Below are 23,447 nucleotides of genomic sequence, written 5' to 3' on the forward strand. Positions count from 1 at the left end.
CATTATCAATCTCTGACGACCCCCGGAGAAGCGCCCCGTGCGACGGATAGGCCGACCATGCCCGCAAGTCTGACCGCCATCTATCTGGATCACCGCCAGTCCCTGCTCGGCCGGGCCCTGCGCATCGTCCGCGACGTGCCGACGGCGGAGGACGTGATCCAGGAAAGCTATCTCAGGGCATGCAACGCGGTGCAGAAGGGCCCGATCGACAATATCGGTGCCTTCCTTCACCGCACCGTCCACAACCTCGCCCTCGACCAGATCCGCCGCCGCCGCACCCAGGAGCGGTTCGAGGCGCCGGCTTCCGACACCGCCGATCCGCTGGAGGTGGCCTGCGGCACCCCGTCGGTGGAGGACAGGCTTCTGCACCGCGAGCGGCTTGCCCAGTTCATGGGCGCGATGGAGGCTCTGCCGGAGCGCGCCCGCCGCGTCTGGGTGCTGAACCGGGTGGAGGGGATGTCCTATCCGCAGATCGCCGCCCATCTCGGCGTGTCCCAGGGAACGGTTTTCAACGACATGAAGTTGGCGATGGGCCATTTCGTGGACGCCCTGTCGCGTGCCGACCGCGGCTGAGCCCGAAAGGATCGCGGGGCGACGGGGGCGCATCGCGTTCGACGGGCGGCAATGACCCGCCCGGCGTTCTTCTAGACCTAGGTGTGGTATCCCGCTTCCACCCCGTCCGGATAGGATGCACATGGCGCCAGGGACCGGCGCCCTTCATTCGGTCGAGGCATCACGACGTGTCCAATGCACCCCTGATAGCGGTGGTCGACGACGACGAGGCGATCCGCGAGGCGTTGGACGACCTGCTGCGGTCCGTCGGCTTCCGCTGCCGGCCCTTCGTCTCCGCCGAGGATTTCCTGGCCCATGCGGACCGGGCGGACATCGCCTGCATCATCCTGGACGTGCGCATGCCCGGCCTGTCCGGCCTGGATCTGCAGGAGCGGCTGAACGCCGATGGCGGCGGGCACCCGCCGATCCTCTTCATGACCTCCTATGCCGACGACAGCACGCGGGTCAGGGCGCTGGGCGGCGGCGCCCGCGACGTGCTGGGCAAGCCGGTCGACGGCCACGTTCTGATTGCTTCCCTGAACAGCGCCATGGCGGCAGGATAGGGACGGCGGGCGGGGAAAGACCGGTACCATGGAGCTCAGTTTCGATCATCTGGCGGCGACCGGCTCCGGCGGCCATGTCCTGGGCAGCGACGGGGAAAGCCGGCTGCTGCGGGTGATGCGGCCGGGCCAGCCCTTCCCGATCCTGGTCCGCATGGCGCTGACGCTTGGGACGGATCCGGGCGGCCGGTCCGATGCGGCGCTCGACCGGCTGCGGCGAGAGCATGAACTGTCGCGCCGGCTGGGCCCGGCCTGGGCGGTCAAGCCGCTCGACCTGCTGCAGCATGACATGGTTCCGGTGCTGACCCTCGCCGATCCGGGTGGACAGCCGCTGTCGGCCCTGCCGGTGCCGGCGATGCCCTTCCGCCAGCGGCTTTTGCTGGCGATCCGCATCGCCGGGGCGGTGGCGCAGCTGCATCGCCGCGGACTGCTGCACGGCGACCTGCGGCCCTTCAACCTGCTGGTCGGTGATGACGGATCGGTGCGCCTGACCGGTTTCGGACGGGCCAGCCCCTTGCCGGTCCCCGCACCCGACGCCGGCGCCGAGCGGCCTGACGCGCTGCTGCCCTACATGGCGCCGGAGCAGTCGGGGCGGATGAACCGTCCGGTCGACCGCCGCAGCGACCTCTATGCCCTGGGTGTCACGCTCTACGAGCTGTTCACCGGCGAATTGCCCTTCGCCGCGCGCGATGCGATGGAGTGGGTCCACAGCCATCTGGCGCGCGCGCCGATCCCGCCGGCCCAACACGCCCCCGACCTGCCGGCGGCCATCGGCGACATCCTGCTGCGTCTGCTCGCCAAGACGGCGGAGGACCGCTACCAGACCGCCGACGGCCTCATTCGCGACCTCACCCATGCCCTTCGGTCCTGGGATGTCGAAGGCAGCATCCCCGCCTTTCCGGTCTGCCGGCGCGACATGCCGGAGGGGCTGGTCGCGCCGCCGGACCTCTATGGGCGGGACGAGCCGGCCGCCGCCCTTCGGGCCGCCTTCGAGCGGGTTGCCGCCCGCGGGCGGATGGGCGTCGTCCTGATCGCCGGACGGTCCGGCGTCGGCAAGTCGGCGGTCGTCCGGTCGCTGGAGGACCAGCTGGTGCCGCCTTATGGCCTGTTCGCCGCCGGCAAGTTCGACCAGGGCAAGCGCGACCTGCCCTATGCCAGCCTGGCGGAGGCCTTCCGCGCGCTGGTCACCCGCATCCTGGCGCTGCCGGCCCCGCATCGCGACCAGTGGCGCCGCGGTCTGGCGGAGGCGGTGGGCGACGGCGGCGCGCTGATGACCGCGCTGATCCCCAATCTGGCCCTGCTGATCGGCGAACAGACCGCCGTGCCGCCCCTGCCACCGCGGGAGGCGCAGAACCGCTTCGACCTGCTGTTCCGGCGCGTTCTGCAGAGCTTCGCCCGCCCCGACCATCCGCTGGTCCTGTTCCTGGACGACCTGCAGTGGCTGGATCGCGCGACGCTGGACCTGCTGGACCGGCTGGTTGCCGATGGCGGCATCGGCCATCTGCTGCTGGTCGGCGCCTACCGCAGCGACGAGGTCGGTGCCGGCCATCCGCTGGAGGCGCTGATGCGCCGCATCCGGGATGCGTGCGAGGGTGCCGCCGGCGATGCGATCGATTGCGAGGAGATCGCGCTGGGCCCGCTGTCCCCGGACGATCTGCGCCACATGGTCGCCGACAGCCTGGACCGCAAGCCGGAGGAGGTGGCGGCGCTCGCCGCCCTGCTGCAGGAGCGCACCGGCGGCAACGCCTTCTTCGCGGTGCAGCTGCTGACCGCGCTGGAACGCTCCGGCCCCCTGTGGTTCGACCGCGAGGCCAAACGCTGGGACTGGGATCTGGCGGCGGTGGAGCGGGCGCCGTCGGGCGCCGGCATCGCCACGCTGATGACCGAACGGCTCGGCCGCTTCCCGGCGCAGGCGCGCGACCTGCTGGCCCGCCATGCCGCGCTGGGCGCCGCCGTCCGGCTGCCCACCCTGGCCATCGCCGCCGGCCTGACGGAGCAGGAGACGGAGCGCCATCTGGAACCGGTGCTGGCCGAGGGGCTGATCCTGCGCAGCGAGGACGGTTTCCGCTTCCTCCACGACCGGGTGCAGGAAGGGGCCTATGCCCTGGTGCCGGCGGAATCGCGCGGGGCGCTCCACCTCGACATCGCCCGCGCGCTGCACCGCGGCCATAAAGCCGACCTGACGGGGGAGCGGCTGTTCACGCTGGTCGGCCAGTATGACCGCTGCCTGCCCCTGGTCCAGGACGGGCCGGAGCGGGCGGAGGTGGCGACGCTCCATCTCGCCGCCGGCCATCAGGCCAAGGCTGCCAGCGCCCACGGCTCGGCGCTGGCCTATGCGCTGGGCGGCCTGCGCCTGCTGGAGGGTGGCGGGATCGAGCGGGGGCACCGGCTGGCCTTCGCGCTGGAGCATCTGCAGGCCGAATGCGAGTTCCTCTGCGGCGACCTGCAGCAGGCGGAGCGGCGCCTGCTCGGCCTTGCCGGACGGGCCGAATGCCCGGCGGACCGTGCCGCCATCACGGCGCTGCTCGTCACCGTCTACACTGCCATTGACCGCAGCGACCGCGCCATCGACGCCTGTCTGGCCTATCTGCGGGGCGTCGGCATCGACTGGGCGGCCCATCCGCCGGCAGCCTTGGCTCACGAGGAATACGCGCGGCTGCAGGCGGCCATCGGCGACCGGCCCATCGCGTCGCTGGCGTCCTCCTCCGCCGTCGCCGACCCCGACAGCCGGGCGACGCTGGACGTGCTGGCCGCGGCCTTGCCGCCAGCCTTCTTCAGCGACCGCAACCTCGTCTGCCTGATCCTGTGCCGGATGGCGAACCTGACCCTGCGGAACGGGCGCAGCGACGCGTCCGCCCTGGGATTCGCCTATCTCGGCATGATGGCCGGTCCCTATTTCGGCGATTATGCCGCCGGCTACGAGTTCGGCCGGCTCGGCTACGATCTGGCGGAGCGGCAGGGGCCGACGCGCTACCGGGCGCGGGTGCTGATGACCTTCGCCTATCACGTCGTCCCCTGGACCCGCGACATCCGCAGCGAGCGCGCCCTGCTGCTGCGCGCCTTCGAGGAGGCGCGGGAGGCCGGCGACGTCACCTATGGCGGCTTCACCAGCGTCACCCTGGTCACCAGCATGCTGGCCTCCGGCGATCCGCTGACGACGGTGCAGCGCACGGCGGAGGCGCGGCTGGCCTATGTCCGGCAGGTGAAGTTCGGGCTGTGCGCCGACATCCTGACGACCCAGCTGCAATTGCTGCGCGCCCTGCGCGGACAGACCGACGCCATCGGCTGCTTCGACGGGCAGGGCTTCGACAATGCCGCCTTCGAGGCGCGGCTGCTGGCCAATCCAAGCCTGGACATCGCCACCTGCTGGCACTGGATCCGTACCCTTCAGCTCCGCTGCATCGCCGGCGAGATGGCGGCGGCGGTCGAGGCGGCGGAGCGGGCGGAAGGGCTTCTGTGGACCACGTCCGGCCATTGGGAGATGGCGGAGTTCCATTTCCACGCGGCATTGGCGCGGGCCGGGGCGATGGACGACGTCCGGCCGGACCACCGCGCCCGCCACGCCACAGCGCTCGCCCGCCATCTCGACCAGCTGCGCGACTGGGCGGGCCACAGCCCCGACAGTTTCGACGCCCGCTTCGCCCTGGCCGAGGCGGAGGCTGCACGGACGCAAGGGCGGACGGAGGATGCGATGCGCGGCTATGACCGCGCGGTCCAGGCGGCGCGGCGCACCGCCCTGCCACATGTGGAGGCGCTGGCCCATGAATGCGCCGCCGGCCTCTATCGCCGGCTGGGCGTGCCGACGCTGGAACTCGCCTGCATCCGCGACGCGGCCGACGGGTATGCGCGCTGGGGGGCCACGGCCAAGGTCGGGCAGCTCGCCCGCCGTTATCCCTCGCTTGGCCTTGACGCGGCGGAGCCGGCCCTGCCGGAGGCGCCGCGCGGCTTCGATGGCATCGATCTGGCCGCCCTTCTCGGCACGCTGCGCACGGTCTCCGACCAGGCGAGCCTGGAGCAGCTGACCACCACGCTGCTGACCCTGGTGCTGGAACATGCCGGGGCCAGCCGCGGCATGCTGATCCTCGCCCGCGGCGAACGGCTGCGGGTGGAGGCGGAGGCGACGACCGGGCTCTACGGCGTGTCGGTCCGGCTGGTGCAGGAGGATGCCGACCGCATCCCGCTGCCCCACGCCATCGTCCATGGCGCGATCCGCGACCAGGAGGCGGTGATCGTCGACGACACCCGCGCCCCCGGCCCCTTTTCCGCCGATCCCTATCTGCGCGAGACGGAGGCGCGCTCCATCCTGTGCATGCCGCTGGTCCGCCGCCGGCGCGTCGTCGGGCTTCTGCATCTGGAGAACGCGCTGGCGACCCATGCCTTCACGCCGCGGCGGGTCGACATCCTGACGCTGCTCGGCGCCCAGGCGGCGGCGTCATTGGAAACCGCGACGCTGGAGGAGAAGGAGGCGCTGCTGAAGGAAATCCACCACCGGGTGAAGAACAACCTTCAGCTTGTCACCAGCCTCCTCAACCTCCAGGCCCGCCGCATCGAGGACGAGGCGGTCGCAGCCCTGTTCGCCGACAGCCGCGACCGAGTGCGGTCGATGGCGCTGGTGCACGAGAACCTCTACCGGCTCGGCAACTTCGCCCGCGTGCCGATGCGCGAGCATCTGGAGTCGGTGTGCGCACATCTGCTGCGCGCCTATTCCCGGCAGGCCGGCGCGGTGCGGCTGGACACCGACATGGACGACCTGAAGCTCGACCTCGACCGGGCGGTGCCCTGCGGCCTGATCGTCAACGAACTGGTCTCCAACGCGCTGAAGCACGCCTTTCCGGGCGGACGGGGAGGGGTGCTCAGCGTGGGGCTGGCGTCGGACGGGCGGGACTGCCGGCTATCCGTCCGTGATGACGGCGTGGGCTTGCCCGAAGGGTACGATCCCGATAGGATGGACACGGTCGGTTTTCAGCTGATTGCTGACCTGACCAGCCAATTGCACGGCTCGTTGAAATACAGTTCCAGCACAGGGACGGAGTTCATCGTCACCTTTCCTTTGAAGGGGCGCAACCGGGGAAGTGAATGATCGCGGCACGGATCCTGATCGTCGAAGACGACCGCATCGTTGCGCGCGATATTCAGCATCAACTCTCCCGGATGGGTCATGTCGTGGTCGGCATGTCGGCCAGCGGCGAGGAGGCGGTCCGGCTGGCCTGCAGCCATCAGCCCGATCTGGTCCTGATGGACATCCGCCTGGAAGGGGAGATGGACGGGATCGAGGCGGCGCGCCGGATCCGCGACGCCCAGCGCATCCCCGTCGTCTTCCTCACGGCCTACGCCAATGACGAGGTGGTTCAGCGCGCCAGCCTGACGGAGCCCTTCGGCTATCTGCTGAAGCCCTTCGAAGAGCCGCAGATGCGCACCGTCATCCAGATGGCGCTCTACAAGCACGCCAGCGATGCCAGACTGCGGATGAGCGAGCGGCGCTATGCCGCCACGCTCGCTAGCATCCGCGACGGCGTCATCCTGTGCGATCCCCAGGGCCGCGTCGACTTCATGAACCGGGTGGCGGAGACGATGACCGGCTGGACGGCGGCGGAGGCGGCCGGGCAGCCGCTCGCCTCCGTCTTCGTCGCGGTGGACGAGGAAACGCACGAGCCGCTGGAGGATTTCTCCGCCCTCGTCCTGCGCAGCGGCGCCTACGCCCCGCCGGAACGGCTGTCGCGGCTGCTGCCCCGCGGGGAGACCGCTTCGGCCGGGGTGGTGGTGCCGGCTGGAATCGTGGTGGAGGAGCGCTGTTCCGCCATCATCGACGACCGCGGGGACATGGTCGGCTCCATCCTGGTGTTCAGCGACCTGACCCAGCGCCGCCAGATCGCGGAGGCCCTGCGCAAGGCCCAGGCCGACCTCGCCCATATCGGCCGGCTGACCATGATGGGGGAACTGGCCGCCGCCGTCGCGCATGAGGTCAACCAGCCGCTGATGGCGATCATCACCAACGCCGGCACTTGCCTTCAGCACCTGTCGCAGTCGCACCCCGACTTGGCCAAGACCCGCGTCGTGGTGGAGCGGATCGTGCGCGACGCCCAGCGGGCCGGTGACGTGGTCCGCAGCATCCATGCGCTGGCGCGCCGGACCCCGGCCGATCCCGGATGGGTCGACATGAGCGCGCTGGTCGCCGACACGCTGGCGTTGGTGCGGGGTGAACTGCGCCGCGCCCGCATCGTGGTGGAAACCGACCTGCAGGCCGGATCGCCCTGGGTCCACGGCGACCGGGTGCAGTTGCAGCAGCTGGTCCTCAATCTGGTGATGAACGCGGTCGAGGCGATGGCGGACCCCGATCTGCCGGAACGGCGCCTGCGCATCGTCACCGCCAGCGAGGACGGCCGGTTCCATGTCCGGGTCGAGGACAGCGGGACGGGCATCGCGGACGCCGATGTCGACGCCATCTTCCGGGCCCTGTACACCACCAAGCCGGACGGGCTGGGGATGGGCCTGTCGATCAGCCGGTCGATCGTGGAACTGCATGGCGGACGGCTGACCGCGACGCCGGGGAGCCCTTCGGGGAGCGTTTTCGAATTCGTGCTGCCGGTGTCGTCCGGAGGGTTGCGATGAGGGGCAAGGCCGAAACCGCCGCGGCCGTTGCGACCGTGGTGATCATCGACGACGACGAGGCCGTCCGCGAAGCGCTGGAAGGGCTGCTCGAGTCCGTCGGGCTGCAGGTGAAGAGCTTCGGATCGGTCCAGCAATACATCGACCGGCGCCCGGTCATCGATGTCGGCTGCATGGTGCTGGACGTGCGGCTGCCGGGGCGCAGCGGGCTGGATTTCCAGGCGGAACTGGCGCGCTGCGGCAACAGCCTGCCGGTGATCTTCATCAGTGGGCATGCCGACGTGCCGATGTCGGTGCGCGCGATGAAGGCGGGGGCCTTCGAATTCCTGACCAAGCCGGTGCACCACCAGGAACTGCTGGACGCCATCCACGCCGCGATCGCCCGGCATGGCGAGCAGCGCGACCAGGAGCGCGGCCTCGTCACCCAGCGCGCCCGCTTCGACACGCTGACCGCGCGCGAGCGCGAGATCACGATGATGGTGGTGTCCGGCCTGCGCAACAAGCAGATCGCCGACGATCTCGGTCTCAGCGAGGCGACGGTGAAGCTGCACCGCGGTCAGGCCATGCGCAAGATGGAAGCCCGGTCGGTGGTGGAACTGGTGCGCATCGTCGACAGCCTGGTGCCCGGCCGCGTCTACTGAGCGGGCGGGCCGCCTTCAAAGGCGCCGGGAGGTTCGGCGCAGCCGCGACAGCATGGCGGCCAGCGCGAAGCCGCCGACCAGCCCTAGATGCTCGAAGAAGGCGTTGGTCGCCATGAAGCGCTCCTGTCCGGCCATCGTCCAGAAATCGTTGGCGATCAGCGCGGCCAGCACGGTGAATACGCCGAGCGCCCCGGCGCCCAGCCACAGCGCCCGGTCCAGCAGGATCAGCAGCGGCCCGACCAGCTCGACCAGGATGGTCAGCGCCGCCCACAGCGCCGGCGGGTGCAGGCCGAAATGCGCCTGTTCGGCCACCGCGCCCGGCCAGTCGGCCAGCTTCACCAGCCCGCCCAGCAGATAGGCGCCGACCAGCGCCAGCCGGGCCAGAAACCATGTGCCGTCCCAGTCGAGGATACGGTCGATGGGGTGTTCCCGATCACGGAAGGTCATGGCAGGAACCGTTTCTTATTGTGGGGGAGGCGAAAATCCCCCTCTCCCCCCGGGGAGAGGGTCGGGGTGAGGGGGATGCATCGAGTGGATTTGAGGGAGCGGAGAGCGCGCGATTCTTGAAGATCCTCGCCGCGCGCCCCCCTCACCCTAACCCTCTCCCCGGGGGGAGAGGGGATTTTCCAGGTAGAGAAGCGGTCAAACAGCCCAGCAGCCGCAGCCGAGCGCGCCCCAGAAGGACTGCACGTCGGCGGCCGGGACGTCGGCGGCATAGGCGGCGGCATGGTCGTGGCCATGGACGCCGCAGCCGGTGGCGCAGCCGCAGGCGGATGCCAGCGCCTTGCGCTGGTCGCCCGCGCCGCCGTCCGCCGCCTTGTAATAGCCGCCGAAGGTGCGCACCGGCGACCAGTCCGGCATGGGCTTCGGCAATTGCGGCGCCAGCGGGCCGTAATCGCCTTCGCCATGCACCACGGCGCCGCCGAGCATGGTCAGGACGGAGCCGAGATGGGCGATGCGGTCCTCGGAAACCGAGAAGAAGTCGTCGGACAGCACGGCGAGGTCGGCCAACTGCCCGGCCTTGATCTGGCCCTTTTTGCCCTGCTCGTTGGAGAACCAGGTGTTGGCTTCCGTCCACAGCCGCAGCGCCGTCTCGCGGTCCATCCGGTTGGCCTGGGGGTAGAGGCCGAGACCGCCCACCGTCCTGCCCGTGACCAGCCAGGACAGCGAGACCCACGGGTTGTAGCTGGCGACGCGGGTGGCGTCGGTGCCGGCGCCGACCGGCAGGCCGGCCGCCATCATTCTGGCGATGGGCGGGGTCCGTTCCGCCGCTTTCGCGCCGTAGCGCTCGACGAAATATTCGCCCTGATAGGCCATGCGGTGCTGGACGGCGATGCCGCCGCCGAGTGCCGCGATGCGGTCGATGTTGCGGTCGCTGATCGTCTCGGCATGGTCGAAGAACCAGTGCAGCCCGTCGAAGGGGATGTCGCGGTTGACCTTCTCGAACACGTCAAGCGCCCGGCTGATGGTCTGGTCGTAGGTGGCGTGCAGACGCCAGGGCCAGCGGTTCTCGGCCAGCAGGCGGATCACCGGCTCCAGATCGCCTTCCATGTTGGGCGGCATGTCGGGGCGGGCGACGCGGAAATCCTCGAAATCGGCGGCGGAATAGACCAGCATCTCGCCGGCGCCGTTGTGGCGGTAGCTGTCGTCGCCGTCGCCGGGCTTGACCTTGGAGGCCCAGCCCGCGAAGTCGGACAGCTCCTCCTTCGGCTTTTGGGTGAACAGGTTGTAGCTGATGCGCAGGGTCAGCTCGCCGTCGGCATGCAGCTTTTCGATGATGGCGTAATCGTCGGGATAGTTCTGGTAGCCGCCGCCGGCGTCGATCACCCCGGTCACGCCCAGGCGGTTCATCTCGCGCATGAAATGGCGGGTCGAGTTCAGCTGGTACTCGGGCGGCAGCTTCGGTCCCTTCGCCAGCGTCGAATAGAGGATGGTCGCGTTGGGCTGGGCCAGCAGCAGGCCGGTCGGGTTGCCGGCGGCGTCGCGGACGATCTCGCCGCCCGGCGGGTTCGGCGTGTCCCTGGTATAGCCCACGGCGCGCAGGGCCGCGGCGTTCAGCAGGGCGCGGTCGTAGAGGTGCAGGATGAAGACCGGCGTGTCGGGGGCGGCGGCGTTCAGCTCCTCGATGGTCGGCAGGCGCTTTTCGGCGAACTGGTGCTCGGTGAAGCCGCCGACCACCCGGACCCATTGCGGCGGCGGCGTGATCGCCGCCTGCCGCTTCAGCATCGCCATGGCGTCGGCAAGGCTCGGCACGCCGTCCCAGCGCAGCTCCATGTTGTAGTTCAGGCCGCCGCGGATGATGTGCATGTGGCTGTCGATCAGCCCGGGGATTACCCGCCGGCCCTTGGCGTCGATCACCGTCGCTTGCGGCGCCGCGGCGCGCACCTCGGCCTCGGTGCCGACCGCGAGGAAGCGGCCGTCGCGGATGGCGATGGCGCTGGCCTGCGGGTTGGCGCGGTCCAGCGTGGTGACCTTGGCGTTGACGAGGATCACGTCACCAGTGGTGGCGGTGTTGGGCATGGCGGCATTCCCGGTTCTGGACGCGAGGGTGGACATCAGCGGCGAGGCGAGCAGGGTCGCGGCGGCGGTTCCCGCCATTGCCTTGCGGCGGCCGATCGCGGGAGGGGCGGGGGGCGTCACGCTTTCCCTCCATCCGGTGTCGTAACGGCTGGCGGCTGGTCGGCTCCGGCCTGCTGACCCAGCACATGGCGGGCGCAGTCGGTCTGGATGAAGGCGACGACCGGTTCGCCGGCGATCAGGCGCTTGACGACCGGCACCACCTGTTCGCCGACCAGCATGCCGAGCAATCCGATCAGGGCGATGGTCGGCGGTGCCGGCGAACGGACGCCGATCAACGCATAGATGACGCCGACCAGGATGCCGGCGCCGGCCGAAAGGAGATATGGCATCATGGATCCGGGCTCCCGGTCTGGAAAGCTGGTCTGCAAATGAGGATCGGTACCCGGCCGGAACCGGGCACCGGGTAGCGGGATCAGGCGTGCCGGTTACGCATGTTCGTGCGCGGCGGCGCCGGTCACCTTATGCGCGTACTCGCCACGCTGCGGGGCCTTGTGGACCATGGTGTAGGCGTAATCGACGCCCATGCCGTAGGCGCCGAAATGCTCGCGGACGATGTTCATCACGCCGTCATAGGTGCCGCGCTTGGCCCAGTCGCGCTGCAGTTCCAGCAGGACGTTGACCGAAGTGATGGAATGGGCGCCGGCCTGCTCCATGCGGCGGATGGCAGCGTCGTGGGCTTCCTGCGAGGTGCCGCCCGAGGCGTCGGTGACGATGTAGACCTCGAAGCCTTCCTCGATGGCGCACAGCGTCGGGAACAGCAGGCAGGCCTCGGTCCACAGGGCTGCGATCACCAGCTTCTTCTTGCCGGTCGCCTTGACGGCGGCCACCAGATCCTCCGAATCCCAGCTGTTCATCGAGGTGCGCTCGATGGGATCCTGCTTCAGCACGTCCATCAGCTCCGGCCAGATGTAGCCGGAGAAGCTCTCGGTCTCCACCGCGGTCACGATGGTCGAGGCGCCGAACAGCTTGGCGGTCTTCGCCAGCGCGATGGTGTTGTTCTTCACCTGCTGGCGGTCGATGTTGACGACGCCGAAGGACATCTGCGGCTGGTGATCGATGAAGATGAAGACGGTGTCGTCGGCGTTGATGAGCGACTTGGCCGGGAAGGTCATGATCGTTTCCTGTTCCGTGTGGGTTTTTAGGGGTTGGCTGCCGTTTTCGTTGGCGCCGCCGTCTGAAAGGACAATGGCACGAGCCATCATTGCGGAACAATTCCGCTGTTCAGAACATTATTGTTGCTGAAACCAGGACGAAGCGCCGCTGCTCGGTCAGGCGCGGATGAAGGCCAGCAGTTCCTCGTTCACGATATCCTTGTGCGTGGTGCAGATACCGTGCGGTGCTCCGGCCACGACCTTGAGCGTGCCCTTCGGCAGAAGCTTGACGGCGGCCATGGCGGAGGTGGCGATCGGGACGATCTGGTCGTCGTCACCGTGCAGGACGAGCGTCGGGACGATCATCTTCTTCAGGTCTTCGCGCTGGTCGGTCTCGGAGAAGGCCTTGACGCACTCGTACTCGGCCAACAGGCCGCCCATCATGCCCTGCATCCAGAAGCTGTCGATCGCGCCCTGTGAAACCTTGGCGCCTGGACGGTTGAAGCCGTAGAAGGGGAGGGCCAGGTCCTTGAAGAATTGCGAGCGGTCGGCCTTCACGCCGGCGCGGATGCCGTCGAACACCTCCATCGGCACGCCGTCGGGGTTCCAGTCGGTCTTCACCATGATCGGCGGGATGGCGCCGATCAGCGCCGCCTTGGCGACACGCGACACGCCGTGGCGGCCGATGTAGCGCGCGACCTCGCCGCCACCCGTGGAATGGCCGACATGGACGGCGTTCTTCAGGTCCAGCGCCTCGGTCACCGCGGCCAGATCGTCGGCGTAATGGTCGAGATCGTTGCCGAAGCCCGGCTGCGACGAGCGCCCATGGCCGCGGCGGTCATGGGCGATGGTGCGATAGCCGTGCTGGGCCAGATACATCATCTGGTCTTCGAAGGCGTCGCCGGTCAGCGGCCAGCCATGGCTGAACACCACCGGCTGGCCGGTCTGCGGTCCCCACTGCTTGACGTAGATCTGGACGCCGTCCTTGGTGGTGACGTAGCTGCCCTGGAGCATGGGTTTCGTTCCTTTGGTCGGGTCTTGACGGTTGGCCGTCTTTTCGGCCGCGGCGGCGGTGCCGGCGATCGTGGGCAGCAGACCGCCGCCCGCAACGGCGAGCGCGGCGCTGCCGGAGAGGACTGTCCGGCGGGACGGGTGGAAATCCTGGGTGGTCATGCGAAGTCCGTTCGGGGCCGGGCTGGTGGGAACCGCGCCGGCTGTCTTGATGAACGGATGGTACGGAAAGGGCGGAGAGGGTGATTGCCTCTTCGGAACGGCTTTTGCCGGTTCTGCGCATTGCGCCGTCGGGAACGCAAAAAGCCTTGAATCCCCTCTCCCCCCGGGGAGAGGGTTAGGGTGAGGGGGGCCCATTGGGAGGATCAGGGGGATATGCGGCGCCTTGCCGTCCTTGCAAAGATTCGCGGTGCGTCCTCCTCACCCCGACCCTCTCCCCAGGGGGGAGAGGGGGATTTGGTGCGGGGTTTGGGTAACTAACCAGCCAACGAAACCCACGCAGCATCACGCCGGCTGGACTCGACCGCGCCGTGGATGAAGCGCACGCCGCGCAGCCCGTCCTCCACCGTCGGCAGGGGCACGTCGGCAGGGGCCGGGCGGCCGTCCAACCGGGCGGCGATGCGGTCGGCAGCGTCGCGGTAGATCTGGGCGAAACCTTCCAGATAGCCTTCCGGATGGCCGGCGGGGGTGCGCGAGATGGTGGTCGCGGCCGGCAGGCTGCCAGCGCCGGCGCGCAGCAGGGTGCGGGTCGGCTCGCCCAGCGGGGTGAAACGCAATTCGTTGGGCTGTTCCTGCTGCCATTCCAGCCCGCCGGCTTCGCCGAAGACGCGCAGGCGCAGGCCGTTGGTGGTGCCGGGACAGACCTGGCTCGCCCACAGCATGCCGCGGGCGCCGCCGTCGAAGCGCATCATGATGTGGGCGTTGTCGTCCAGCCGCCGGCCGGGTACGAAGGCGGTCAGATCGGCGGCGAGATCGGTGCAGCGGAGGCCGGTCACGAACTCCGCAAGATGGAAGGCGTGGGTGCCGATGTCGCCGATGCAACCGGCGATGCCGCTCCGCGCCGGATCGGTGCGCCAGGAGGCCTGCTTCTGGCCGCTGGCCTCCAGATCGGTCGCCAGCCAGTCCTGGGCATATTCGGCCTGAACCACGCGGATTTTGCCCAGCGTCCCTTCCGCGACCATGGCGCGGGCCTGCCGGATCATCGGATAGCCGCTGTAATTGTGGGTCAGCACGAAGACGAGGTCGCGGTCGCGAACCAGTCCCGCCAGTTCCTCCGCCTCCTCCACCGTATGGACCAGCGGCTTGTCGCAGATGACGTGAATGCCGGCCTCGAGGAAGGCCTTGGCGGCAGGGTAATGCAGGTGGTTGGGCGTGACGATGGCGACCGCGTCGATGCCGTCGGACCGCGCCGCCTCAACTTCAGCCATCCTGCGGAAGTTGTCGTAGCAGCGGTCGGGCGCCAGGAACAGCTCCGCCCCGCTGGCCCGCGCCCGTTCCGGGTTGGAGGACAGGGCGCCGGCGACCAGTTCATAGCGGTCGTCGATACGGGCGGCGATGCGATGGACGGCGCCGATGAAGGCCCCCTGACCGCCGCCGACCATGCCCAGCCTCAAGCGTCTGGAGGCCGCGGGTGCTTGATCCGCGCTCATGATGTCCCTTTCCCCAGACCCAGAATCCGGCGGTTGGCCGCCTCGTCGGTTCCGGCATCGGCGAAATCGTCGAAGGCGCGGTCGGTGACGCGGATGATGTGGTCCTGGATGAAGCGGGCGCCCTCGGCGGCTCCCTGCTCCGGATGCTTGATGCAGCATTCCCATTCCAGCACCGCCCAGCCGTCGAAACCGTACTGTGTCAGCTTGGAGAAGATGCCGCGGAAATCGACCTGCCCGTCGCCCAGCGAGCGGAAGCGTCCGGCCCGGTCCTTCCACGGCGCATAGCCGGAATAGACGCCCTGCCAAGGGGTGGGATTGAACTCCGCATCCTTGACGTGGAACATGCGGATGCGGTCGTGGAAGACGTCGATGTAGCCGAGATAGTCCAGCTGCTGCAGGACGAAATGACTGGGATCGAACAGGATGTTGCAGCGCTTGTGCCCATCCACCCGGTCGAGGAACATCTGGAAGGTGGTGCCGTCGAACAGGTCCTCGCCGGGATGGATCTCGTAGCAGAGATCGCATCCGGCCTCGTCGAAGGCATCCAGGATCGGGCGCCAGCGCCGGCCCAACTCGTCGAAGGCGGTCTCGATCAGGCCCGGCGGACGCTGCGGCCACGGGTAGAGATAGGGCCATGCCAGGGCACCGGAAAAGGTGGCGTGCGCTGTCAGGCCGAGATTGGCGGATGCCTTGGCGGCGAGGTGCAGTTGCTCCACCGCCCAGGCCTGTCGCGCGTCGGGGCGGCCATGGACCTCCGCCGGGGCGAAGCCGTCATAGAGCGCGTCGTAGGCGGGATGGACGGCGACGAGCTGGCCCTGCAGGTGGGTGGACAGCTCGGTCAACTCGACCCCGGCATCGGCGAGCGTGCCCTTGACCTCGTCGCAGTAGGTCTGGCTGGTGGCGGCCTTCTGCAGGTCGAACAGGCGGCGGTCCCAGGTCGGGATCTGCACGCCCTTGAAGCCGAGGCCGGCAGCCCAGCGGGCGATGGCGTCCAGCGAGTTGAACGGCGCGGCGTCGCCCGCGAACTGAGCGAGGAAGATCGCGGGGCCTTTGATGGTCTTCATGGGTTTGGGCTCCCCGGTTGACGGGAGGTGCGGCCACTTGCCCCCACCCTGACCCTCCCCCGCTGGGCGGGGGAGGGGACTGGCGCTTTGGCGGGAGAGTGGCGGCAGTCCCTCCCCCGCCCAGCGGGGGAGGTTAGGTGGGGGTCTAACGCCGCAAGGCTCAGTACGGCGAATCCGCGAAGTAGAACTCCTTCGCGTTCTCCTTGGTGATCAGTGCCGACGGGATGATGTGGGTCGCCGGCAGCTTGTCGCCCTTCAGGCGGGCTTCGGCGGTCATCTTGATGGCGTCGTAGATGAACTTCGGCGAATAGGACACGTCGGCGTGGAGCAGCGGGTTGGAGCCGTCCATGATGGTCTTCACCATCGTCTTGGAACCCGCACCGCCGAACACCTCCTTGATGTCGGTACGCTTGGCCTGCTCGATCGCCTTCAGCACGCCGAAGGCCATGTCGTCGTCGGCGGCCCAGACGACGTCGATCTCCTTGAAGCGGGTCAGGAAATCCTGCGTCACCTTGAAGGCGTCGTCACGGTTCCAGTTGGCATATTTGGCGTCCAGGATCTTGATGCCGGGATGCTGCTTCATCACGGCGGTGAAGGCCTCCCACCGCTCGTTGTCGAGCGTGGTCGGGATGCCGCGCAGCGCCACGATGTTGGCCTTGCCGTTGTATTTCTTCGCGATGTATTCGGCCGGGATGCGGCCGAAGGCGGTGTTGTCGCCGGCGATGTAGGCGTCCTGCGCGCTCGGGTCGGTCAGGCCGCGGTCGACGACGGTGACGTAGACGTTCTTCTTCTTCGCCTGCATCACCGGCTGGGTCAGGGCGGCGGACTCGAAGGGGAAGATGACCAGCGAGTCGATCTTGGTCACTGTCACCAGATCCTGAAGCTGGTTCGCCTGTTCGGGCGCGCCGCTGGCGGTCTTGACGGTGATCTTCAGGTTGGGATGGGCCTTTTCAAGCTCCGCCTTCGCCTGATTGGCCCACCAAACGATGCCGCCGGTGAAGCCGTGGGTGGCGGCCGGGATGCTGACGCCCAGTTTCACCGCATCCGCCGCGAAGGCGCCGCTGCCGAGGGCGACCGTCGCCGCCATGGCCAGACCGGTGCCCAAGACAAGACGGCCCAACATTGAACGGCGGGTGTAACGCGCAACTTCCGACATGACGTTTCTCCTCCTTATCGTTTTTAAGGGCGCCGGCGCTGCAGGAAGGCGACGGCGATGATGACGCAGCCCTGGACCGCTGCGTTCAGGTAGACGCTGATGATGCTGGTCAAGTTCAGGATGTTGCTGATGACCGACAGCAGCACCGCACCGATCACCGTGCCGGCGATCCGCCCCTCACCCCCCTTGAAGGAGGTGCCGCCGACGATCACCGCGGCGATCGCTTCAAGCTCCCACAGCAGGCCAGTGGTGGGGGAGGCGGACCCCAGGCGCGGCACATACAGCACCGTGGCGATGCCGACGCAGACGCCGAGAAGGCCGTAGGTCAGCAGCTTCACCCGGTCGACATCCACCGCGGCGAAGCGCGCCACCTGCTCGTTGGAGCCGATGGCCTGGACATAGCGGCCGAAGGCGGTCCGGTTCAGCAGGACGGCACCCGCGACAGACACGGCCAGGAAGACCCAGACCGGCACCGGAATGCCGAGCAGGCTGCCGTAATAGACCGGGCCGTAAGCCTCCGACAGATCGTTGTCCAGCGTGATGGCGCCGCCGTCGGCCAGCCATGTCAGCACGGCGCGGAAGATGCCGAGCGTGCCCAGCGTGACGATGAAGGGCTCGATCCGGCCGCGCGTGTTCAGATAGCCGTGCGCCAGCCCGAACCCGCCGCCCAGCAGCAGCGCGAACAGCATGCCGAGCCCCACCACCGCGACCGGCGAGGCGACCGATGCGGCCAGCGCGTTCATCAGCAGGATCATGCCGCCGGCGATCAGCGCCGCCATCGATCCCACCGACAGGTCGATGCCGCCGGAGATGATGACGAAGCACATGCCGATGGAGATGATCCCGATGAAGGCCGTGCGGGTCAGCACGTTCATCAGGTTGTCCCAGGTCGCGAAATCCGGGTTCAGCGCCGTGCCGACGATCAGCAGCAGCACCAGCCCGATGACCGGGCCGAAGCGGTGCGGATCGAACCGGCGCGCCGGCTTGCCTGTGGACACGGTGCGGACCTCAGCGGACGGCGTGGGGGCGGGTGTGGGTGCTGACGTCGGTCCCGCTGGCATCTGTCCCGATGGCATGGGCAATCAACTCCTCTTCGCTGAGCCGGTCGGCGGGCACGGTCGCGGTCACCCGGCGCCCGCGCATCACGATCACCCGGTGGCAGAGCCCGATCAGTTCGATCAGTTCGGATGAGATCACGATCACGCCGCGCCCTTCGGCGGCCAGCCGCGCGATCAGGAAATAGATGTCCCGCTTGGCGCCGACATCGACGCCGCGCGTCGGCTCGTCCAGCACGAAGACGCGCGGGTCGGGCTCCAGGAACTTGGCGATGGCCAGCTTCTGCTGGTTGCCGCCGGAGAGTGACGACGCCGTTCCCTGCGGATCGCCGCGGATGCCGAAGTTGGCGACCGCGTGTTCCAGCGCCCGATCCTCCGATGCCGGCGACAGCAGCGGCTGGGCGTGGTGGCGCAGCGTCATCAGGGTCAGGTTGTCGCGCAACCCCATCTTGACGTGCAGGCCCTTGCCCTTGCGATCCTCGCTGAGATAGGTCAGGCCGTTGCGCATCGCCTCTCGCGGGGTGCGCAAGGACACAGTGCGGCCTTCGATCTCGATGGTGCCGGCGCTGCGCGGGCGCAGGCCCAGAATGCCCTCGAACAGTTCGGTGCGGCCGGCGCCGACAAGCCCTGCGAAGCCCAGGATCTCGCCGGGAGCGAGGTCGAAGCTGACATCCTCCGCCCAGCCGGGGACGGTCAGGCCGCGCACCGCCATCAGCGGCTTGCCGATGGCGGGGATGTGCTTGTCGGGGAACATGTCGGTCAGCTCGCGCCCGACCATCAGCGTCGCCATGCGCTGACGCGGCGTCTCGGCGGTGGGGGCGCGGGCGACGAAGCGGCCGTCGCGCATGACGATCACCTCGTCGGTGATGCGCTCCACCTCGTCGAGCTTATGGGAGATGTAGACGATGGTGACGCCGTCCCAGCGCAGCCGGTCGATCAGCCCGAACAGCCGGTCGCATTCGGACGGGGTCAGGCTGGCCGTCGGTTCATCCATAATCAGCAGGCGGGCGTTGCGCAGCTGCGCCTTGGCGATCTCCACCAGCTGCTTTTCGGCGACGATCAGGTCGCGCACCTTGGTGTCGGGGTCGCGCTCGAAGCCGACCTGACGCAGGGCGTGGGCCGCCTGTTCGCGCATGGCGCGGTCGTCCAGCAGCCAGCCGCGCTTGATCTCGTGGCCGAGGAACATGTTCTGGGCGACGGTGAGGTCGTCGGCGAGGCTGAGTTCCTGGTGGATCAGCACGATCCCACGCTTCTCGGCGTCGCGGGAGCTTATGAAGGTCACCGGCTGACCATCGATGCTGAGCGTGCCGGAGGTCGGCGCGTGATAGCCGGCGAGGATCTTCATCAGTGTCGATTTGCCGGCGCCATTCTCGCCCAGCAGCCCATGCACCCGGCCCGGATGCAGGTCGAAGCTGACGCCGTGCAATACACGCACGGCTCCAAACTCTTTGGTGATGCCGTCGAAGGCGACATGCAGGCTCATGGCTCCGCACCCCCTGACGGCCTTTCCACCGTCCGCAAAGCTGCGGCAGGGCGGATGCCGTCCATGACGTTTCTCCCATCGCGGAGCGTGTCGTCCCGGAAGACGCCGCTTCGTCTGTTGAGCGGATGGTAAGCCCGACGCTTTGGACAGACAATGGACGACTTCGAACATAATTTGGTAAAAGTGGGGTGGGTGTGGTAGGGAGGTGGGGTCGTGCTGACTTCGGTTGCCCCCACCCCAACCCTCCCCCGCTGGGCGGGGGAGGGGGCAGGTGCGTGTTCGGAAGGGGAGCGGCAGTCCCTCCCCCGCCCAGCTCTCGCACAAAGCTCCGCTTTGTGCTGTCGCGGCAGGCGGACCATAGGTCCGCTGAGAGCGGGGGAGGTTAGGTGGGGGGCTAACTCCCCATGTTCAGAAAGGCACAAGCCGATGGTTGACTGGCAACGTCTGTCGGACGGCGAGCGCGCCATGCTGGAGCGGCTGTTCTGGTCGGGCGGGCTGTCGCGCGGCGAACTGGCGTCGTCCGTCGACTTCTCCAAAAGCAAGGCAAACCTGGTCATCGCCAGCCTTATCGGCCGCGAACTGATCGAGGAGGGCGGGGTGCAGCCCTCGTCCGGCGGGCGGCGGCCGGAGGTGCTGAGGCTGAGCCACCGCATGGGGGTGCTGGCGGGGATCGACATCGGCGCCACCAGCGTCGACGTGGCTCTGCTCGCGCCGGACATGACGGTGCTGGACCACCGGTCGGAACCTGCGGACGTCCGCGACGGTCCGGCCGCCCTGTTCGCACGTGTGCGAGAAATGCTGCGCGAGGCGCGGGAACGCTGCGGGATCGGTGCCGCGCAGGTGCTGGGGATCGGGGTCGGCGTGCCGGGGCCGGTCGCCTTCGACAGCGGCATGCTGGTCAATCCGCCGCTGCTGCCGGGGTGGGAGAGCTTCTCGATCCGCGATTGTCTGGCCGAGGAGTATGCGGCCCCGGTGTTCGTCGACAACGACGTGAACATCATGGCGCTGGGCACCCATTGGCGCCTGCGCGGGCAGCTTCAGAACTTCCTGGTCGTCAAGATCGGCACCGGCATCGGCTGCGGCATCATCTGCCACGGCATGGTCTATCGCGGGCGGGACGGTTCGGCCGGCGACGTCGGGCATATCTGCGTCGATCCGCAAGGGCCGCTCTGCCATTGCGGCAATGCCGGCTGTGTCGAGGCGATGGCGGCGGGTCCGGCCATCGCCCGCATGGCGGAGGCGGCGGCCCGCGCCGGGGAAAGCCCGCGACTGATGGAATTGCTGGAGCGCAACGGCGCGCTGACCACCGTCGATCTCGGCAATGCCAGCCGGGCGGGCGACGCCGCCGCGAATGCCATCGTCCAGCAGGCCGGCGCCCATATCGGCCGGATGCTGGCCGCGGTGGTCAATTTCTTCAACCCGTCGCACATCTTCATCGGCGGCGGCGTCGCCCGGATCGGCCCGCTGCTGCTGGCCTCGATCCGGCAGAGCGTCTACCAGCGCTCGCTCGCCCTCTCCACCCGGCATCTCGACATCCAGTATGTGCCGGAGGTGGAGAGCGCCGGGGTGATCGGGGCGGCGGTGATGGCGGTGCAGGAAACCATGCTGGCGGGGGCGGGCAGGGAGCGGTCCGGCCGCCCCTGATGCCACTCATGACCCGCTTCTGCATGCGTGTTATGCCGCGCGCACCGCGGTGATGAAGGATGTGACCTCGCCGCGCAGCGTTTCCGCTTCGCGGGCAAGGCTGCTGGCGGCATCCAGCACCTCGGTGGCGGCGGAGCCGGTTTCCAGAACCGCATGGTTGACGCCGACGATGGTGGAGGACACCGAGCTGGTGCCGCGCGCGGCCTCCGTTACGTTGCCGGCGATGTCGCGGGTGGCGGCACCCTGCTCCTCGATCGCGGCGGCGATGGTGGTGGTGATCTCGCTGATGCGGCCGATGGTCTGGCCGATGCCCTGGATCGCCTCCTGCGCGCCGCCGGTGGCGAGCTGGATCTCCCGCACCTTGGCCTGGATTTCGTCGGTGGCGCGGGCGGTCTGGCTGGCCAGCGCCTTCACCTCGCCGGCGACGACGGCGAAGCCCTTTCCGGCCTCGCCGGCGCGGGCGGCCTCAATGGTGGCGTTCAGCGCCAGCAGGTTGGTTTGCGCGGCGATGGTGTTGATCATCTCCACCACATGGCCGATCTGGTCGGCCGCCTCCACCAGGACGCGCATGGTGGTGTTGGTCTGGTCGGCCTGGGTCACCGCTTCGCCCGAGATGCGGGTGGAGGCGGCGATCTGTCGGCCGATCTCCAGGATGGAGGCCGACAGCTCTTCCGTCGCCGAGGCCACGGTCTGGACGTTGGCCGACGCCTGTTCGGACGCCGCGGCGACGGCGGTCGCCTGCTCGCTGGCCTGGGAGGCGGTGGTGGACATGGCGCCGGCGGTGCCCTGCATCTCGGTGGCGGCGGACGCGACGGTCTCCACGATGTGCATCGCCTTGGCGTCGAAGTCGCGCATCAGCGCTTCCAGATGGGCCACGCGCTTTTCCTTGGCGGCCTGTTCGCGCGCCTGTTCGGCGGCGAGCCGGTCGGCAGTGATCATGCTGTCGCGGAACACGGTGACGGCCGCGGCCATGCCGCCGATCTCGTCGCTGCGGTCCAATCCGGGGATCGCCACCGCCATGTCGCGGTCGGCCAGCCGGCGCATCGCGTCGGTCATGGAGCGGATCGGGTCGCTCACCCGGCGCTTGGCGACGATCAGACCGACGATGGTCAGGGCGATGGCGGCCACCACCAGAAGGCCGGCAATGACGGCGTCGCGCGTGGCATGGGCAGCCTGCGCATCGGCACGGGCGACCATCCGGTCCACCGCGGCAAGCGCGGCATCGACGATATAGCCCTGGCTGGTGGTGTCCTGTTGGCGCATCGTGCCGATCTCCACCGGCGACTTGCGTCCTTCGGCGAGCGCGGCGAGCACCGCCTTGCGCTGTTCGACCAGCGGGCCTTCGAAATTCACCCTGGCCTTCTCGACCGCGCTGCGGATGGTGTCGGGCGTGTCGGGACGGGCGGCGGATTCCGTCACCAGGGTCCAGGCCTGGGTGGTGCGGCCGATAGCCTCCGCCACCGCCTGTGCGTCGGCCGCGGTCCAGGCTTGGCCGGTGGCGACCGCAGTCTGGATGCGCAGCGCCATGCCGCCGGCATTCAGCCGGGTGTTCCAGGCGGCGCGCTTGATGCCCAGCAGGTGATCGACCATCGGATCGGCCAGCTTCAGAGACGCGTCCAGCAGATCGGTGGCGGCGGTCAGCGCGTCGAGATAGGCGACCGGCGCCGTCGCCCAGGCCGCGGCCACCGACGGATCACGCGCCGACTTGCCCTGCCGGAGGGCATCGTCGACACGCCGACGCAATTCGGCGAGCGTGTCGTGCGTGCTGCGCAGCTTTTCCGTTGCAGCCGGCAGGCCGGGAAGGTCGAGCCCGCCCAGCTTGGCGGCGATGGCGGCGTAGCCGGCCTCCGCCACCTCGCGGTTCGCGGAGATCTGGCGGAGTTCGGTGTCGCCGAGCGATCCTTCGGCCCCCAGCGCCGGTCCGACCAGCCCGCGCTCCAGCCGGATCGCCAGCAGCGTGCGCAGCAACTCTCGACTGGTCTCGCTGAGCGCGGCGACCCTGTCGGCGGTGCGCGTCCGGTTCACCACGTCGATCATCGTGTAGGTGCTGGTGGCGATCAGCAGCAGGCCAAGCGCGGCGACGACAAGGCCAAGCGTGGCGCGGATCGACAGCCGCGGAAGGAGCGTGATCATGGTCAGGTCCTGTCTATGCGAAGAGTTCCGGCCTGTGCGGAGGGAGCGGCCGTAACGCCGGCCGGCATGAGCCCGGGAGGTGTCCGGGTTCGTGCGGCAGTGGGCATTCGACGTGGTCCATGGTTTAAACCAAAGACAATAAAGGAAGCAGAGCGGTCAGCCCGGCTCTACCCTTATTGACAACTGGACAGTTCCTTCCGCCGGGGCATTCCTTCGACGTTG

At 68.8% G+C, this 23,447-nt stretch carries 17 protein-coding genes; 6 read left to right on the forward strand and 11 right to left on the reverse strand.

Annotated features, from left to right (window positions below):
* The first annotated feature begins 57 nt into the window (after positions 1 to 57).
* The 5 genes from J2Y49_RS17585 (at position 58) to J2Y49_RS17605 (ending at position 8,359) form a co-directional block, all read left to right on the forward strand.
* Complete coding sequence (locus J2Y49_RS17585; protein ID WP_310116156.1) at positions 58 to 573, forward strand: sigma-70 family RNA polymerase sigma factor; 516 nt, start codon at positions 58 to 60, stop codon at positions 571 to 573.
* A gap of 167 nt (positions 574 to 740) precedes the next feature.
* Entirely contained in the window at positions 741 to 1,115 is a 375-nt protein-coding gene (locus tag J2Y49_RS17590) for a response regulator (protein WP_310116157.1), read from the forward strand.
* A 28-nt stretch (positions 1,116 to 1,143) separates the two neighbouring features.
* On the forward strand, positions 1,144 to 6,192 hold the full coding sequence (locus J2Y49_RS17595) for an AAA family ATPase (RefSeq protein WP_310116158.1): 5,049 nt from the start codon (positions 1,144 to 1,146) through the stop codon (positions 6,190 to 6,192).
* Positions 6,189 to 7,721 carry a response regulator gene (locus J2Y49_RS17600; RefSeq protein WP_310116159.1) on the forward strand — a complete coding sequence of 511 codons (1,533 nt, stop codon included), beginning with the start codon at positions 6,189 to 6,191 and terminating at the stop codon, positions 7,719 to 7,721. Before J2Y49_RS17595 ends, J2Y49_RS17600 begins: the two co-directional genes overlap by 4 nt.
* On the forward strand, positions 7,718 to 8,359 hold the full coding sequence (locus tag J2Y49_RS17605; protein WP_310116160.1) for a response regulator: 642 nt from the start codon (positions 7,718 to 7,720) through the stop codon (positions 8,357 to 8,359). The genes J2Y49_RS17600 and J2Y49_RS17605 overlap by 4 nt, the downstream gene beginning before the upstream one ends.
* 15 nt (positions 8,360 to 8,374) lie before the next feature.
* Here the strand turns inward: J2Y49_RS17605 and J2Y49_RS17610 are convergent, their stop codons facing one another.
* The 10 genes from J2Y49_RS17610 to J2Y49_RS17655 all read right to left on the reverse strand — a co-directional run bounded on the left by J2Y49_RS17610 (position 8,375) and on the right by J2Y49_RS17655 (position 19,448).
* Entirely contained in the window at positions 8,375 to 8,806 is a 432-nt protein-coding gene (locus tag J2Y49_RS17610) for a DoxX family protein (protein ID WP_310116161.1), read from the reverse strand.
* A 195-nt stretch (positions 8,807 to 9,001) separates the two neighbouring features.
* Positions 9,002 to 10,999, reverse strand: a complete 1,998-nt coding sequence (locus J2Y49_RS17615; protein ID WP_310116162.1) for an amidohydrolase — start codon at positions 10,997 to 10,999, stop codon at positions 9,002 to 9,004.
* A complete protein-coding gene (locus J2Y49_RS17620; RefSeq protein WP_310116163.1) occupies positions 10,996 to 11,271 on the reverse strand; it encodes a XapX domain-containing protein in 276 nt (91 codons plus the stop codon). Before J2Y49_RS17620 ends, J2Y49_RS17615 begins: the two co-directional genes overlap by 4 nt.
* 93 nt (positions 11,272 to 11,364) lie before the next feature.
* Positions 11,365 to 12,051, reverse strand: coding sequence for a hydrolase (locus tag J2Y49_RS17625; RefSeq protein WP_310116164.1), 687 nt, complete (start codon positions 12,049 to 12,051; stop codon positions 11,365 to 11,367).
* A gap of 156 nt (positions 12,052 to 12,207) precedes the next feature.
* The gene (locus J2Y49_RS17630) at positions 12,208 to 13,044 is read right to left on the reverse strand and encodes an alpha/beta fold hydrolase (RefSeq protein ID WP_409017868.1); all 837 of its coding nucleotides are present in this window, start codon (positions 13,042 to 13,044) and stop codon (positions 12,208 to 12,210) included.
* A 473-nt stretch (positions 13,045 to 13,517) separates the two neighbouring features.
* Entirely contained in the window at positions 13,518 to 14,690 is a 1,173-nt protein-coding gene (locus tag J2Y49_RS17635) for a Gfo/Idh/MocA family oxidoreductase (protein ID WP_310116166.1), read from the reverse strand.
* Positions 14,687 to 15,754 (reverse strand): sugar phosphate isomerase/epimerase, encoded by a 1,068-nt coding sequence (locus J2Y49_RS17640; RefSeq protein ID WP_310116167.1) that lies wholly within the window; start codon positions 15,752 to 15,754, stop codon positions 14,687 to 14,689. The genes J2Y49_RS17635 and J2Y49_RS17640 overlap by 4 nt, the downstream gene beginning before the upstream one ends.
* 160 nt (positions 15,755 to 15,914) lie before the next feature.
* Entirely contained in the window at positions 15,915 to 16,910 is a 996-nt protein-coding gene (locus tag J2Y49_RS17645; protein WP_310116168.1) for a substrate-binding domain-containing protein, read from the reverse strand.
* Between the two features lie 23 nt (positions 16,911 to 16,933).
* Positions 16,934 to 17,908 carry an ABC transporter permease gene (locus J2Y49_RS17650; protein WP_310116170.1) on the reverse strand — a complete coding sequence of 325 codons (975 nt, stop codon included), beginning with the start codon at positions 17,906 to 17,908 and terminating at the stop codon, positions 16,934 to 16,936.
* A gap of 10 nt (positions 17,909 to 17,918) precedes the next feature.
* Positions 17,919 to 19,448, reverse strand: a complete 1,530-nt coding sequence (locus tag J2Y49_RS17655; protein ID WP_310116171.1) for a sugar ABC transporter ATP-binding protein — start codon at positions 19,446 to 19,448, stop codon at positions 17,919 to 17,921.
* 426 nt (positions 19,449 to 19,874) lie between these two features.
* Between J2Y49_RS17655 and J2Y49_RS17660 the strand changes: the two genes are divergently transcribed.
* Positions 19,875 to 21,092 (forward strand): ROK family protein, encoded by a 1,218-nt coding sequence (locus J2Y49_RS17660; protein ID WP_310116172.1) that lies wholly within the window; start codon positions 19,875 to 19,877, stop codon positions 21,090 to 21,092.
* Positions 21,093 to 21,122: 30 nt separating this feature from the next.
* Here J2Y49_RS17660 and J2Y49_RS17665 read toward each other — a convergent pair whose 3' ends face one another.
* Positions 21,123 to 23,225 carry a HAMP domain-containing methyl-accepting chemotaxis protein gene (locus J2Y49_RS17665; RefSeq protein WP_310116173.1) on the reverse strand — a complete coding sequence of 701 codons (2,103 nt, stop codon included), beginning with the start codon at positions 23,223 to 23,225 and terminating at the stop codon, positions 21,123 to 21,125.
* Positions 23,226 to 23,447 lie beyond the last annotated feature (222 nt).

This window comes from Azospirillum sp. BE72 (assembly GCF_031455875.1).
Lineage (GTDB): Bacteria > Pseudomonadota > Alphaproteobacteria > Azospirillales > Azospirillaceae > Azospirillum.

Excerpts from the sequence above, each read along its gene's own strand:
- J2Y49_RS17665 (WP_310116173.1), bottom strand. The coding sequence starts at position 23,225 with ATGATCACGCTCCTTCCGCGGCTGTCGATCCGCGCCACGCTTGGCCTT.
- J2Y49_RS17625 (WP_310116164.1), bottom strand. The coding sequence starts at position 12,051 with ATGACCTTCCCGGCCAAGTCGCTCATCAACGCCGACGACACCGTCTTC.
- J2Y49_RS17640 (WP_310116167.1), bottom strand. The coding sequence starts at position 15,754 with ATGAAGACCATCAAAGGCCCCGCGATCTTCCTCGCTCAGTTCGCGGGC.
- J2Y49_RS17600 (WP_310116159.1), top strand. The coding sequence starts at position 6,189 with ATGATCGCGGCACGGATCCTGATCGTCGAAGACGACCGCATCGTTGCG.
- J2Y49_RS17635 (WP_310116166.1), bottom strand. The coding sequence starts at position 14,690 with ATGAGCGCGGATCAAGCACCCGCGGCCTCCAGACGCTTGAGGCTGGGC.
- J2Y49_RS17660 (WP_310116172.1), top strand. The coding sequence starts at position 19,875 with ATGGTTGACTGGCAACGTCTGTCGGACGGCGAGCGCGCCATGCTGGAG.
- J2Y49_RS17655 (WP_310116171.1), bottom strand. The coding sequence starts at position 19,448 with ATGAGCCTGCATGTCGCCTTCGACGGCATCACCAAAGAGTTTGGAGCC.
- J2Y49_RS17610 (WP_310116161.1), bottom strand. The coding sequence starts at position 8,806 with ATGACCTTCCGTGATCGGGAACACCCCATCGACCGTATCCTCGACTGG.
- J2Y49_RS17630 (WP_409017868.1), bottom strand. The coding sequence starts at position 13,044 with ATGCTCCAGGGCAGCTACGTCACCACCAAGGACGGCGTCCAGATCTAC.
- J2Y49_RS17620 (WP_310116163.1), bottom strand. The coding sequence starts at position 11,271 with ATGATGCCATATCTCCTTTCGGCCGGCGCCGGCATCCTGGTCGGCGTC.
- J2Y49_RS17595 (WP_310116158.1), top strand. The coding sequence starts at position 1,144 with ATGGAGCTCAGTTTCGATCATCTGGCGGCGACCGGCTCCGGCGGCCAT.
- J2Y49_RS17605 (WP_310116160.1), top strand. The coding sequence starts at position 7,718 with ATGAGGGGCAAGGCCGAAACCGCCGCGGCCGTTGCGACCGTGGTGATC.
- J2Y49_RS17585 (WP_310116156.1), top strand. The coding sequence starts at position 58 with ATGCCCGCAAGTCTGACCGCCATCTATCTGGATCACCGCCAGTCCCTG.
- J2Y49_RS17645 (WP_310116168.1), bottom strand. The coding sequence starts at position 16,910 with ATGTCGGAAGTTGCGCGTTACACCCGCCGTTCAATGTTGGGCCGTCTT.